This window comes from Plantactinospora mayteni, assembly GCF_016862935.1.
Taxonomy (GTDB): domain Bacteria; phylum Actinomycetota; class Actinomycetes; order Mycobacteriales; family Micromonosporaceae; genus Plantactinospora; species Plantactinospora mayteni.
In genome coordinates this window covers 134,699-148,011 of record NZ_BONX01000003.1, presented here as the reverse complement: position 1 = coordinate 148,011, position 13,313 = coordinate 134,699, and the positions used below count along the sequence as shown (strand labels likewise).

Here is a 13,313-nt window from a genome sequence, read left to right as displayed (position 1 = left end):
AAGCGGTCGTTGAAGGTGATGGCGAAGGCGTTCAACGCGCCCGGGCGGCCCCGGCGCTCAGGCAGCGGCCAGGTCCGCCGTACTGGGCGACTGGGCGCCCGGCCGGGCGCAGACGTACGCGGACAGCCGCGCCGCGTGGTCGAGTACCCGGTGCAGCGTCGGCCCGTCGACCCGGCGCAGCGCGGCCCGTCGCCCGGCCCCGAGCAGGTCCGCCGCCGCGAGGGCGTCGAGCAGGCCCACGGTGAACGCGTCGCCCGCGCCGACCGTGTCGACGACGGACACCGGCCGGGCGGGGACGCGGGTCAGGCCGTCCCGGGTGAGGGCGAACGACCCGCGTGCGCCCTCGGTCACCACGACGATGGCCGGGCCGGACCCGAGCCACTCGGTCGCCACCGCCTCCGGCGAGGCGTCCGGCCACAGCCAGGCCAGGTCCTCGTCGCTGACCTTCACCAGGTCGCTCAGCCCCACCATCGCCACGATCTGGTTCCGGACCCGATCCGGGTCGGCCGCCAGGGCCGGCCGGATATTCGGGTCGTAGCTGACGGTGGCCCGCCCGCGCAGTTCACGCACGATCCGATCGACCGCGTCCGCGCCCGGCTCCAGGTACGCGCCGATCGACCCGACGTGCAGCGCGACGATCCCGGCAGGCAGCGGCGGGGCGTCCGGCAGCTCCCAGTGCAGGTCGAACTCGTACCGGGCCGCGCCGGTGGCGTCCAGGAACGCCGCGGCGGTCGCGGTCGGCCGGTCGTCGACCGTGGTGCCGACCAGGCGTACGCCGGCCGCCCGCAGATGCCCGCGGACCAGCGCGCCGTGCGGGTCGTCGCCGGTGCGGGTGAGCAGGTGGACGGGCCGGTCGAGCCGGGCCAGGCCGACCGCCACGTTGGCCGGGCTGCCGCCCGCGTGCCGTCGCACCGACCCGCCCCGGCCATGCACCACGTCCACCAGCGCCTCGCCGACCACGAGCAGACCCTCTGCCGGCCCGGAGTCAGCCCCAGAGTCAGCCCACATCGGACAGCACAACCGTCACCGGAGTCTCCAACTGGGTGGCGACGGACTGCCAGGTGTCCCGGAACCTGCCGTACGCGGTCTTGATCTCGACACCGACCGGCAGCTCGGGGCACTCGTTCTCGCCGTTGGTGCCCCAGTTGACCCAGCCGGACTGGCGACGTTGGACGATCTGGAACGCCCCGGACGGCGCGGAGGTCCACCACACCATGGCCCGACCCAGCCGGCTGTGGAACTCGACGGTCTTGTCCGCCGGGCCGGGGAAGATGGTCTCGTCCGGGACGGCGGAGACGTCCACCGGCTCGTCGGTCAGCGTCCAGGCGCGCTCGGGCAGGTCGGCCAGGACGTGCGAGTCGGCGCGTACGCTGGCCAGCCGCCGGGAGATCTCATCCGCGTCCAGGGCGCCCTCCCAGGCGCAGAACAGCCGCCAGTACAGGTCCCAGTGTGCCGCCTCGATGTCCCCGGTCAGCAGGCTCCGGAACGCCGCGAACTTCGCCGACGTCGAGGTCGAGCCGGCGATGGTCTCCGTCACCATCCGCACCAACTGCCGGGCGTACGGGTCGCCGGCCCGGTAGCGGGTGCCGCCGTACGCCGCGAAGCGGTCGAAGACCAGCTCGCCCTGGCCGCCCTCGAACTCGTCCCCGACCGTGATCTTGTTGGTGACGGACCGGCCGTTGACAACCGTACGGAAGTCGTCGAGGTGGTATCGGCGCCGGAAGTACGGGGTGCCGTGGGTGAACCACCAGTCGATCGCGAACCGCTTGTCCCGCAGTTCGGGCAGCAGGCCGTCCGGGACGGTACCGTGCATCCGGTAGTGGTGCAGCACCGGGCCGCGCTCCACGGCCTCGATCTCCACGACGCTGTGCTCCGGCGGGTTGATCAGCCCGTTCTCCGGGGTGAAGAACGGCCCGTAGAAGCCGCCGATGGCGTTGTTTCCCGAGGGCAGCAGGTCGACGCCCTCGGCGGTGGCCGCGAAGTGCCGCAGGCCCCACTTGGCCGAGCCGGTCCCGCCGGCTGTGCCGCGACACAGCTCCAGGTCGAAATAGCCGGTGTCCAGCCGGACGAACGCGTCGGCCTCCCGCGCCGGCAGTTCCCGGATGCCGCCGACCGGGTCGTCGACCGGGCCGACGAGGGTCAGCTCGGTGTCCCCGTCGAGCGAGACCACCGCGACGAACGTGCTGCGTCCGGGCTCCGCGCCGGCGCGGAGCCGCTGGCAGGTCACCTCGTCACCGGCGCTGGTCCGGGCGGTCCAGAGCGCACCGTCGAGGTCGTCCTCGACGGTGAAGGTGACGGGTTCCCGGGTGCGCCGGCCGCGTACGGGGTCGGTGATGACGACGGTGGGAAGGGGCACGTGTTACCTCACTGGGGATGGTGCGGGGAAGGGTGGACGACGGCGGCCGGTACTCAGCCGGCCTCCGCCGGGGCGGGGTCGGCGATCCGCGTGCGTCGGCGCAGCGGCCGGTTCTTCAGGCTGTCGATCGCGACGGCCAGGATGATGACCACGCCCTTGATCAGCAACTGGGTGAAGAAGGGGACGTTCATCAGGATCAGCCCGGTGGTGAGTACGCCGAGGATGATCGAGCCGATCAGCGTGCCGAGGATGCGCCCGCGACCGCCCATCAGGCTCGTACCGCCGAGCACGGCGGCGGCGATGGCGTCCAGTTCGTAGCCGGTACCGGCGGTGGGCTGGGCGGACACGACCCGGGCGGCGAAGATGACCCCGGCCAGGCCGGCGCAGGCACCAGCCACCGCGTACACCGACATGGTGACCCGGCGGACGTTGATGCCGGCCAGCCGGGCGGCCTCGGCGTTGCCGCCGACGGCGTAGACGTGCCGGCCGTAGCGGGTGCGCTCGAGCACGAACCAGGCCACCAGGTAGACCACCGCCATCACCACGACCGGCACGGGCACACCGGTGACGTAGCCGTTGCCGATGTCGCGGAAGTTGAGCGTGTTGGAGACGATCGGCTGGCCGTCGGTCATCGTGTACGCCAGCCCGCGCAGGAACGTCATCGTGCCGAGCGTGACGATGAACGCCGCCAGCGACAGGTACGCGGTGAGTATGCCGTTGAGCAGCCCGGCCACGCCCCCGGCCAGCACGCCGGCCAGTACGGCGACCGGAGTGGGCGCCCCGGCCAGGGCGGCGAGTACGGCCGCCACCCCGGAGACCGCCAGGATCGAGCCCACCGAGAGGTCGATGCCGGCGGTGAGGATGACGAAGGTGATCCCGGCGGCCAGGATCGCGTTGATCGAGATGGAGCGGGCGATGTTGAGCAGGTTGTCGACGGTGGCGAAGTTCGGCGCGATGACGGCCATCAGGGCCACCAGGGCGACCAGGACGACGAGGATGCCCACCCGCTCCCACCAGTACGCCAGGTCGAACGACCGGGGCGCGGGCGGGTGGTCGGCGGACGAGAGCTTCCCCTCGGCCGGGGTGAGGGTCTGGTGTGTCATCGGGTTACTCCTCCAATGGCCTGCGATGCGGTTCCGGTGGCGTGGGCCATCACGGCCTCCTCGGTGGCGGAGACGGAGGCGAGTTCGCCGACGATCCGTCCGGCGCGCATCACGAGGATCCGGTCGCTGATGCCGATCGCTTCGGGAAGGTCCGACGAGACGACCAGGACGGCCCTGCCGTCGGCGGCCAGCTCGTTGACGACGTCGTAGATCTCCTTCTTGGCGCCGATGTCGACGCCCCTGGTCGGCTCGTCCAGGATCAGCACCCGCGCGTCGCGGGCCAGCCAGCGGGCCAGTACGGCCTTCTGCTGGTTGCCGCCGGAGAGCGCCCGCGCGGGCAGATGCTCGGCGGACTGCCGCAGGCGCAGCCGGCGCATCTGCGCCCGTACGGCGGCGCGGATCCGGCCGCGGCGCAGCACGCCCGCGGTGACGTGGTCGCCGAGCGAGCTGACGGAGATGTTGTCCTCGACCGAGTGCTCCGGGAAGAGCGCCTGCTCCTTCCGGCTCTCCGGCACCATGGCCAGCCCGGCGGCGATGGCCCGGGCCGGGCTGCCGGGGCGTACCGGACGGCCGTCGACCGTGACGGTGCCGGTGGCGGCCGGATCGGCACCGAAGATCATCCGGGCGACCTCGGTCCGGCCGGCACCGATCAGACCGGCGAGGCAGACCACCTCGCCGGAGCGCACCCGCAGGTCGACCGGGCCGACGCCGGTACGCCCGGTCAGGCCGGCCACGTCCAGCACGACCGGGCCCGGTCGGCGTACCGGGTGCGCGTAGAGGTCGTCGAGGGTACGACCGACCATCATCCGTACCACGTCGGAGGAGTCGATCTCGCCCTTGTCGCGGGTGCCGACGTACCCGCCGTCCCGGAAGACCGTGACCCGGTCGGCGAGCTGCCACACCTCCTCCATCCGGTGCGAGATGTAGACGAGCGCGACCCCGGCGGCGCGCATCTCCCCGATGATCCGGTAGAGCTGCTGGGCCTCGCCCCGCGACAGCGCGGCGGTCGGCTCGTCGAGCACCAGGATGCGGGCGTTCTCGCCGACCGCGCGGGCGATCTCCACGAGTTGCTGCATACCGACGCTCAGCCCGCCCAGTTCCCGGCGCGGGTCGATCCGTGCGCCGATGCGGGCCAGCTTGTGCCGGGCGGCCTCGACCATGGCCCGCCGGTCCAGGGCGCCGTAGCGGGTGCGCGGCTCCCGGCCCAGGGCGAGGTTCTCCGCCACGGTCATCGCCGGCACCGTGTTGAGCTCCTGGTGGATGACGGCGATGCCGTGCCGTACGGCGTCGGCGGGTGAGGCGATCTCCACCTCCTCGCTGTCGATGAGAATGCGACCCGCATCCCGGTGCACGTTGCCGGCCAGGATCTTCATCAGGGTCGACTTGCCGGCCCCGTTCTCGCCCATCAGGGCGTGCACCTCACCGGCCCGCAGCTCGAAGTCCACTCCGCGGAGCGCCTGGGTGGCGCCGAAGCGCTTGCTGATCCCTTCCAGCCGCAGCAGCGGCTGGCGATCCGACCTGGTCATCTGGTGCCCTCTTCGCTCCCGGGCGGTGCGGCGCCGTCGTCGGCGGCGCCGCACCGTGGCGGACAACTACCAGCCCTGGTACTCGTTCACGCTGTCCCGGGTGACGAGCTCGCTCGGGATGAGGATGGTGGTCTGCGCCGGAGGCTTGCCGTCGATGATGCCCTGGGCCACCTCGACCGCCTGGCGTACCATCTCGGCCGGATTCTGGGTGGCGGTCCCGACGAACGGTGAGCCGGTTCGCTTGAGTTCGGCGACGCTCTCGGGACTGCCGTCAACTCCGGTCACCTTGATCCGGCCGGCGGCCTTGACCTGCTCGACGGCGAGTACCGCGCCGAGCGCCGAGGGGTCGTTCATCCCGAAGATGCCCTGCACGTCGGGGGTCGCGGTGAGCATGTCGGTGGTGACGGCGAGCCCGGAGGCACGGTCGTTCTTGGACGCCTGCTGACCGACGACCTTGATCCCCGGGTTCTTCCGCACCACGTTGTTGCAGCCGGTGATCCGGTCCCGGATCGTCTGGATCGGAGTGCCGTCGACGAGCAGGATGTTGCCCTTGCCGCCCAACTGCTGGATCAGGTACTCGCAGGACTTCTCACCGGCCTGCACGGCATCGGTCATGATGACCGCGTCGGCGCCCTTGGCCGGGGTGTCCACGGCGATCACGATGATGCCGGCCCGCTTGGCCCGCTCGATCGCCGGTTCGATGCCGTTCTCGTCCACGGCACTGATGACGATCAGATCGACGCCCTGCTGGATGAACGCGTCGATCTGGTTGTTCTGGTTCGCCAGGTCGAGCTGGGCGTCCTGGGTGTTGGTGGTGGCGCCGATCTTCGCGGCGGCCTCCTTGGCGCCCTTGTCCATAGCCGAGAAGAACGGGTTGGACATGTCCTGGACCATCAGCCCGATCTTCTCGATCTTGTCGGGCTTGGCGGCGGCCTCACCGTCGCCCGAGGTGCAGGCGGCGGAGGCGAAGGCGGTGACGGCGGCGACGGAAAGGACGGCGACGGTACGCGCGATATGTTTCATGACCTGATTTCTCCAGGGGCGGGGAATGGTTGATAGGTGACCGGGTCGGGTCGGTGGAACCTGGGCTGGAGCCGCAGCCCGCCGGCCCGGGTCGGCGGAGACGGCATTGGTCAGCAGCCGCAGGATTTTCTGACGATCAGTTCGGCGCCCAGCTTCCGACGGTCGTCGGGCCGGTACACGGGCGTGGGATGCTCGCCCCGGCGTTCCGCGGCAACCTGCTCGTCGATGATTCGGGTCAGGGTCTGGGCGGCCAGCACACCGATGGTCTCGCTGTCCTCGTTGAGGACGGTCAGTGGCGGGTTCAGCAGGGGCGCCCAGGCGAACTCGTCGAAGCCGACCACCGCCGTGTCGTCGGGAATCCGGATCCCCTTCTCGTGGAGCACCCGCATCGTCCCGTGCACCATCGGGTTGTTGCCGGCGATGATCGCCTGCGGCCCGGTCGAGCCGGTGGCGTCGAGGTACGCCCGCAGCGTCTCGTACGCCGACTGCGCGTCGTTTCGGCTCTCCAGCACGGTGAGCCGGGCGTCGTGCTCCTGTGCGGCGCTGCGGATGCCCAGTTCGCGCTCGGCACGCGTCGACCAGCGACCGGGGTAGACCAGGAAGAGCCAGTCGGTGAGGCCGTGCTGCGCCAGGTGCGTCCCGACCTTCATGCTGGCCGCGAAGTTGTCCGTGGCGATTCCCGGGAACCGCACCTCGCCCTCCGACGGGACCGAGTCCACGAACACCACGGGGATGTCCCAGTCGCCTAGCAGCCTCGCGTTGTGCGGGCTGAGGGTCAGGGTGGCGATCACTCCGGCGGTGCGGGACTGGATGAGGTCGCGCACGGTCGCGTCCTCCACGGCGGCGGCGTACTCGCCGTCTGCCGCGATGTCGGCCACGATGGCCGTGCGGTCGGTGGCCCGCAGGGTGCGCTGGATGCCCTTCATCAGGTCGATGTAGTAGTAGTTCGAGGTGCTGGCGGTGATCACCGTGACCGAGCTGCGAGTGTTCTTGCGCAGCTCCTGCGCCGCCCGGTTGGGCACGTAGCCCAGTTCGCGGGCGGCCCTGAGCACCAGTTCCCGGCTGGTCGCGGAGACGCCGTCGTTGTTGCTGAGCGCCCGCGAGACCGTGTAGACGGAGACCCCGGCAGCGCGACTCACGTCACGCAAGGTGGGCTTCTTGGCCACCGAACCTCCTAAACGATTAGGCAGAACGCGGAGTAATCGAGGTCTGTCTCCTAAACGATTAGCAGGCAACGTAGTCCGCCGTTGACCAGGGCGTCAAGAGTTGGAAACACGGTTACCCACCGTCATCAAGGCGTGACGGGGCACCCGGCCGGTGAGGAGGGAAGGGGTGTCAGAAACTCTTCGTCGGGTCGGTGATGGCGGGTGCGGGCGGGAAGGTCGCGTGGGTGAGGTTCTCGGAGATGTGCCAGACCCGCTGGGCGTCCACTTCGCTGCGGAGCCGGGAGTACAGGGTCTGTTCGGCGGGTGCACCGGAGAGATGCTGGAAGCCGCTGGGGCCGTAGAAGCGACCGCCGCGGGCGTCTGGGGAGGTCGCGGCGTACAGGGCGGGCAGCATCGCGGTCTCGGGCGTGCCGAACAGGATGCCGCGGCTGCCCAGAGCGCGGATGAGGCGTCCTCCGGAGGTGGCTTGCGCCCGGCCGACCTCGGGGCGGGCCTGAAGCAGGTTGGTGGCGGCGACACCGGGGTGTGAGATGTTGCTGGTGATGCCCCAGCCTGCGGCCCTGCTGCGCCGGTCCAGCTCGAGTCCGAACATCCCAAACGCGATCTTGGACTGACTGTAGGCGTGGAAACCGTCGTAGGACTCTTCCCAGTTCAGGTCGTCCCAGTTGATGCCCCGGCGGTTCGCGGCGATGCTGAGCTGTGAGGTCACTCGGGCGTGTCCCGCGCGCAGCAGGGGCAGCAGGTGACTGACCAGGGCGAAGTGGCCCAGGTGATTGGTGCCGAACTGCAACTCGAACCCGTCGGCGGTGATCTGCCGATCCGGTGGGGTCATCACGCCCGCGTTGTTGAGCAGGATGTGGATCGGCCGGTTGTCGCCGAGCAGCGCCGCACCCAGCGCGGCGACCGAGCGCAGCGACGACAGGTCGAGGTCCCGCAGCGACACGACCGCGCGCGGGTACCGCTCCCTGATCTTCGCGACCGCCGCCTCGCCCTTGCGCGGGTTACGCACGGGCATGATGACCTCGGCGCCGGCGCCAGCCAGCCGTGTCGCCAGGCCGAGACCGACACCATCACTCGCGCCCGTCACCAGCGCGACCTTTCCGGAAAGGTCAGGAACGAGATTGTCCGGTTGCCTGCGTCCCATCGGAAGCTCCTCAACGTTCACGAACGGGTTCCACGCCTCGAGTGGCGTGTTCTCAGGCTGCACCGCCGCTCCGGGGACATCCACGGCCTCTCGATCCCAGGCTGCCCGGACCGAGCCGACGCAAAGGGGGATCAGCAATCCGTGGCTGGCGCTCAGGCAACTGCGGTACAACGGCGAGAGCGCTGATCACGCGGACGGATCAACCGCAGGCTGGGGGAAGCAGTCATGATCGATCGGGCCGGCCTCGCCGAGTTCCTGCGTCACCGCCGAGAATCACTGCAACCCGAAGACGTCGGCCTGCCCCGAGGAGAACGCCGCAGAACCAGCGGTCTGCGCCGCGAAGAAGTCGCCACACTCTGCCACCTCTCCACCGACTACTACAGCCGGCTCGAGCGGGAACGCGGACCCCACCCCTCCGAACGCCTGATCGCCTCGATCGCCCAGGGCCTGCACCTGTCCCTCGACGAACGCGACCACCTCTTCCGCCTCGCCGGGCACAACCCACCCCCACGGGGCTCGACCAGCGAACACATCAGCCCCGGCCTGCTACGAATCTTCGACCGGCTCGCCGACAGCCCTGCCGAGATCGTCACCGAACTCGGCGAAACACTCCGACAGACCCCCCTCGGCATCGCACTCACCGGTGACGTCACCCGATACACCGGCCCCGCCCGCAGCATCACCTACCGCTGGTTCACCGACCCGGCCAGCCGTACCCTCTACCACCCCGACGACCACGAGCGAATGTCGCGGGTCTTCGCCTCCGGGGCACGCAGCGTGGCCACGCTGCGAGGTCCCGGTTCCCGGGCCGCCCGCCTCGCGGATCTGCTGCTCTCCGAGAGCAGGGAATTCGCCGCGCTGTGGGCCGGACACGAGGTCGGCCTGGGTTTCGACCAGGGCAAGCGCTTCGTCCACCCTGCGCTGGGATCCCTTGAGCTTGCCTGCCAGCATCTGGTGGACCCCGAACAGTCGCACATTCTCCTCGTCTACACCGCTGTCCCCGGCACCGAAAGCTACGAGAAACTCCAGCTTCTCTCGGTCATCGGGGCGCAACACGTCGGTTCGTAGCCGCGGATCGCTTCGGCGGTGCCGACGCGGCCACGCCGACCAGCAGCCACGCCCGCTGGCGCGGCTGCCAGCGGGCGTCGACGCTGGGGTCGGGTCGTCGGCCTTCCGGGCCTCGTGCTGCCGGCGGGGTCACCCCTCCTCGGCCACACCCAGGTACAGCAGCCGGGGTGACCGGGGGTGGAACGCCATTGCCGTGACCCTGTCGTACGCGTTGTGCACCGTGCTGACCCGACGGCTGCGGGAGTCGTACCGGTGGATGTCGGTGCCGTACGCCATGAACGACGTACCGAAGACGAAGTAGACGACGTCCGGGTCGGTCGGGTGGGCGACCAGCAGTGGCCCGTTGGGGATGGTGACCTTGCTGTCCTGGTCCACGACCGGGTTGAAGCGGCGACCGCCGTCGGTGGACCGGTAGATGTGCCGCCCGCCGGACGGTGCGCCAGCGTCCAACTCCGCCTGGTCGAGCGCCATCGCGTAGACGACGTTCGGCTTGGCCGGGGAGACGGCGACACTGAACGCGTTGACCGCACCACCCGGCCGGCTGAGCCCGGTGGACGCGGTCCAGGTCCGTCCGCCGTCGACCGTGACATGGGCGCCGATCGACATGCCGCCCAGCACCACATGGTCCAGGTTGGCCGGATCGAACGCCGCGGTGTAGAACGCGGTCAGCGACCCGGCTGCTCGTCCGACGGGCCGCCAGGTGCGCCCGCCGTCACGCGAGTCGTGGAGCTGCCCATCCCCGTCGGAGACCCGCAGGTGGTCGCCGTCCCGCTGGTCGACGCCCAGCCCGGTCACGGTGCCGGCCGGCGAGGTGAGCGGGGTGACCCCGGCCGGCGTGGCGAGCGAGAGGTTGCCGTCCTGGTCCCAGGCGTACGCACGGCCGCCGGGCGCCGCCACCAGCCTGAGGTACCAGCCGGCCACCTTCCCCACCGGAGTCCAGGTGCAGCCGGCGTCCCGCGAACTCGCCAGCAGGTTGTTCGACAGCGAGAGCAGGGTGCCGGGGCGATCCAGCGTGACCAGTCCACTGGTGTAGACGACCGGGGTCAACACCTTGCTGGTCGGTACGATCGACCGGCCCTCGTCGCGGCTGAACGTGACCGAGCCGTCGCCGGTGACCGTACGGCACGTCGGCGTACTCCAGCGAGGTGCGCCAGCGGCGGCCGAGTCGGCGTGTGCCACGGTGGGTACGGCGGCCCCGAGTACCGCCAACGCGGTCGTGAGTCCGACGGTGAACGTGTTGCGCAAAGCTGCCTCCTGCGACGTCGTGCCCCCGGGCACGCCTCTAGATCCACTTCGTTCTTCCTACTGGAGACCTGGTCACCTAGGCTAGACAGACCGCTTGGCGGACTTATGCCAAGGCAGGAATCTGCCAGTTGGAGGTCAGGTGGCGACCGAGACCACCGGGCTGTTGGCCCTCGGGGTCGCGCCCGAGGACGAGCGGCTGTACCGAATCCTGCTGCACCGCCCGCGCGCCACGCTCCCGGAACTCGCGGCGCAGACCGGCCGTACTCCGATCGCCGTGCGCCGGGCCATCTCCCGGCTGGAGGAACTCGGTCTGGTCAGCCGGCTGGCTGGCCGGCCGGTCCGGTTCCTGCCCACCCGGCCGGACGTCGCGGTGGCCGCCCTGATCGCCCGGCGGTCCGAGGAGATGGAGTCGGCCCGGTTGGCCGGCTTGGCGCTGCTCGCCGAACTGCCGCCGGCCGAGCACCGGGCGCCCGAGGATCTGGTCGAGATCGTGCACGGCCGGGCCGCGGTGGCATACCGGTTCAGCCAGCTACAGCAGGCCGCGACCGAGGAACTGCTGGTGCTGGACCGGCCCCCGTACGTGCAGGACCCGGACCGGCAGAACAGCGGCGAACTGGAGCGTCTCGCGCACGGCATCCGGGTACGCGGGATCTATGCCGTCTCGGCCTTCGGGGTCCCGGGCAAGCTACGCCTCGCCCAGGAGGCGGCGGCTGCCGGCGAGGAGGGCCGGGTCAGCCCGGACGTACCGATGAAGATGGCCATCGCCGACCGGAAGTCCGCGATCCTGCCGCTGACCACCGAGGCTCCGGCTCTCATCGACAGCGCCGTCATCGTGCACACCTCCACCCTGCTCGACGCGCTGGTCACCCTCTTCGAGGCGCTCTGGCGTTCGGCGTTGCCACTGCCCGCCGGATCCGGCGACAGCACGGCTGCCCGCCCGGCGAGCCCGCCGGATGCAGAGCTGTTCACCCTGCTGGCGGCCGGGCTCAAGGACGAGGCCGTCGCCCGCCAACTCGGCGTGAGCCTACGCACGGTGCACCGGCGGACCAGTGAGCTGATGGACCGGCTCGGCGCGCGTACCCGGTTCCAGGCCGGACTGCTGGCCGCCCGGCGCGGATGGTTGTAGGCGACCGGAACGGCCGGGCCACGCAGACCGTTGGGAGCGGGGCTTGCGGCGAGCCTAGGCTGTGTGCGTGGAAGGAATGGCCTGGGTCCTGCTGTGCCCGTGTCTCTTCTTCGTGCTGCTGTTCTTCGCCGCGACCGTGATCCTGTGGTTCCAGACCAAGCCGGGCGGCGGATAGCTGAGCCGGCGCAACCGCCCCAGGCACCGGGTGGTGTCCTGGGGCGGTGTCGGCGAGCGGCTAACCGGGTCTGTCAGGCGTGTTCCGCCGGGTGGTCCCGGTCAGGTGATGCCTGGGAACTGGCGTCAGGCGACCTTTTGCAGGTAGAAGGTGCCGGAGGCATCGTCGCGACCGACGCTGTACTGCCGGACGATGGTCTTGTTGGCGAGGCTTCCTCCGCCGGGTGCCAACATCGAGCCGCTGTGCACGTTCTGGATGCCGATGGCGGTGGACGGGGCGACATCGCGGTAGAGGACGAAGCGTTGGCTCGGCCCGTAGTGGCAGTTGGTGATCTCGATCTCGGCCTCGTCGGCGAAGCTCTGGTCCAGGACGTCCATGCACCGGCCGCCGCCCCGGGCGATGATCAGGTGCTCGCCGTACTCGCCTGGGGTGCGGCACAGTTGCCAGTCCAGCCTCGTGCTGGTGGACGATGCGGCGGTCAGGCGTACCGCCTTGTGGTTTTCGTTTTCCGGGGTATAGAGGGCCATCTGGTTGCGGGTCAGGAAGCGGTAGTAGCCGGGCTCGCAGGTGTATTCCGGTGGGATCGCCTGGGTGCCGACGTCTTCGGTGCCGTCTGCCGGCACCGTCGGCCCGACCGGCCGGGTCGTCGGCTCGGGGCCGCAGAGCCGGCGTTGGGCGGCGTAGCGCAGCGTGAAGGGCGGGTAGAAGTCCTCGCAGCGTACGGCGCCCACCTCGGAGTTGCCGAACGTCTTGTAGTCGCCGCCCGGGCGACGGAGCCACTGGGTCTGTTGCGAGCCGTCCGGCAGCGTCACCCGGGAACAGTGCACGCTGTTCAGGGCGCCGGTCACCTGGGTGGTGCCCTTGTAGAGGGCGTAGTAGCCGGGGTAGAGGAATCGCCAGAGCACCCGGGTGCGTTCCAGTTCGGTGTGCTCGGTGACGTTCTTGACCGTGTAGCCGACCTTGCTGCCGATCACGAAGACACTGGCGATGGTCCATTGCGTCGACACTTCGACGTTCTTGGAGACCTCCGTGATGACCTTGTCCGTCACTTCCAGGGTGTATTCGTACTCCGTTTCGGTCCCGCCGGTCACGTTGATGGCGGTGAAGTGCGTGACGGTCGGCGTGGTGACCGCGGTGGCGGCCTCGGGGGCCCGCCGGCCCAGGTCGTCGATGCCGCACGGTTTTTCGGGGACGGGAACGGTGATCGCCTGGGCCGGGCCGATGCCGACGACGAGGGTCGATGCCGCAGCGAGCGCGAGGACCAGGCCGGCCCGACCGATCCGGGCCGGGGTGGTACGGGGAGAAGCCACGTTTCCTCCTTGGGGAGAGCGGCCGGCTATTGGTGGTGCCTGTAGATGGGTATAGTCCTGTAACCGGTTAC

General features: G+C 70.3%; 11 protein-coding genes. 2 read left to right on the top strand and 9 right to left on the bottom strand.

Features of this window, described 5'->3' with window-relative positions; all coding sequences use genetic code 11:
• Nucleotides 1-57: 57 nt before the first annotated feature.
• The 7 genes from Pma05_RS02715 to Pma05_RS02685 all read right to left on the bottom strand — a co-directional run bounded on the left by Pma05_RS02715 (nt 58) and on the right by Pma05_RS02685 (nt 8,381).
• On the bottom strand, nt 58-1,008 hold the full coding sequence (locus tag Pma05_RS02715; protein WP_203855639.1) for a carbohydrate kinase family protein: 951 nt from the start codon (nt 1,006-1,008) through the stop codon (nt 58-60).
• Complete coding sequence (locus Pma05_RS02710; protein ID WP_203855638.1) at nt 998-2,356, bottom strand: hypothetical protein; 1,359 nt, start codon at nt 2,354-2,356, stop codon at nt 998-1,000. The genes Pma05_RS02715 and Pma05_RS02710 overlap by 11 nt, the downstream gene beginning before the upstream one ends.
• A 53-nt stretch (nt 2,357-2,409) precedes the next feature.
• Nucleotides 2,410-3,459 (bottom strand): ABC transporter permease subunit, encoded by a 1,050-nt coding sequence (locus Pma05_RS02705; RefSeq protein WP_203855637.1) that lies wholly within the window; start codon nt 3,457-3,459, stop codon nt 2,410-2,412.
• On the bottom strand, nt 3,456-4,985 hold the full coding sequence (locus tag Pma05_RS02700; protein WP_203855636.1) for a sugar ABC transporter ATP-binding protein: 1,530 nt from the start codon (nt 4,983-4,985) through the stop codon (nt 3,456-3,458). The genes Pma05_RS02705 and Pma05_RS02700 overlap by 4 nt, the downstream gene beginning before the upstream one ends.
• A 66-nt stretch (nt 4,986-5,051) precedes the next feature.
• The gene (locus Pma05_RS02695) at nt 5,052-6,008 is read right to left on the bottom strand and encodes an ABC transporter substrate-binding protein (protein WP_203855635.1); all 957 of its coding nucleotides are present in this window, start codon (nt 6,006-6,008) and stop codon (nt 5,052-5,054) included.
• 110 nt (nt 6,009-6,118) lie between these two features.
• On the bottom strand, nt 6,119-7,147 hold the full coding sequence (locus Pma05_RS02690) for a LacI family DNA-binding transcriptional regulator (RefSeq protein ID WP_239311613.1): 1,029 nt from the start codon (nt 7,145-7,147) through the stop codon (nt 6,119-6,121).
• 196 nt (nt 7,148-7,343) lie between these two features.
• Nucleotides 7,344-8,381 carry an SDR family oxidoreductase gene (locus tag Pma05_RS02685; RefSeq protein WP_239311564.1) on the bottom strand — a complete coding sequence of 346 codons (1,038 nt, stop codon included), beginning with the start codon at nt 8,379-8,381 and terminating at the stop codon, nt 7,344-7,346.
• A gap of 162 nt (nt 8,382-8,543) precedes the next feature.
• Between Pma05_RS02685 and Pma05_RS02680 the strand changes: the two genes are divergently transcribed.
• Nucleotides 8,544-9,386 carry a helix-turn-helix transcriptional regulator gene (locus Pma05_RS02680; RefSeq protein ID WP_203855633.1) on the top strand — a complete coding sequence of 281 codons (843 nt, stop codon included), beginning with the start codon at nt 8,544-8,546 and terminating at the stop codon, nt 9,384-9,386.
• A gap of 129 nt (nt 9,387-9,515) precedes the next feature.
• Here the strand turns inward: Pma05_RS02680 and Pma05_RS02675 are convergent, their stop codons facing one another.
• On the bottom strand, nt 9,516-10,631 hold the full coding sequence (locus Pma05_RS02675) for a WD40/YVTN/BNR-like repeat-containing protein (RefSeq protein ID WP_203855632.1): 1,116 nt from the start codon (nt 10,629-10,631) through the stop codon (nt 9,516-9,518).
• Between the two features lie 139 nt (nt 10,632-10,770).
• Between Pma05_RS02675 and Pma05_RS02670 the strand changes: the two genes are divergently transcribed.
• Nucleotides 10,771-11,757 carry a helix-turn-helix transcriptional regulator gene (locus tag Pma05_RS02670; RefSeq protein WP_203855631.1) on the top strand — a complete coding sequence of 329 codons (987 nt, stop codon included), beginning with the start codon at nt 10,771-10,773 and terminating at the stop codon, nt 11,755-11,757.
• A 300-nt stretch (nt 11,758-12,057) separates the two neighbouring features.
• Here the strand turns inward: Pma05_RS02670 and Pma05_RS02665 are convergent, their stop codons facing one another.
• Nucleotides 12,058-13,242: an RICIN domain-containing protein gene (locus Pma05_RS02665; RefSeq protein WP_203855630.1), complete on the bottom strand. Its 1,185-nt coding sequence runs from the start codon at nt 13,240-13,242 to the stop codon at nt 12,058-12,060.
• Between the last annotated feature and the right edge of the window lie 71 nt (nt 13,243-13,313).

What these genes read in the sequence shown, in the direction of transcription:
- Pma05_RS02680 (WP_203855633.1), top strand. Translation starts at nt 8,544, where the DNA reads ATGATCGATCGGGCCGGCCTCGCCGAGTTCCTGCGTCACCGCCGAGAA.
- Pma05_RS02715 (WP_203855639.1), bottom strand. Translation starts at nt 1,008, where the DNA reads ATGTGGGCTGACTCTGGGGCTGACTCCGGGCCGGCAGAGGGTCTGCTC.
- Pma05_RS02700 (WP_203855636.1), bottom strand. Translation starts at nt 4,985, where the DNA reads ATGACCAGGTCGGATCGCCAGCCGCTGCTGCGGCTGGAAGGGATCAGC.
- Pma05_RS02705 (WP_203855637.1), bottom strand. Translation starts at nt 3,459, where the DNA reads ATGACACACCAGACCCTCACCCCGGCCGAGGGGAAGCTCTCGTCCGCC.
- Pma05_RS02695 (WP_203855635.1), bottom strand. Translation starts at nt 6,008, where the DNA reads ATGAAACATATCGCGCGTACCGTCGCCGTCCTTTCCGTCGCCGCCGTC.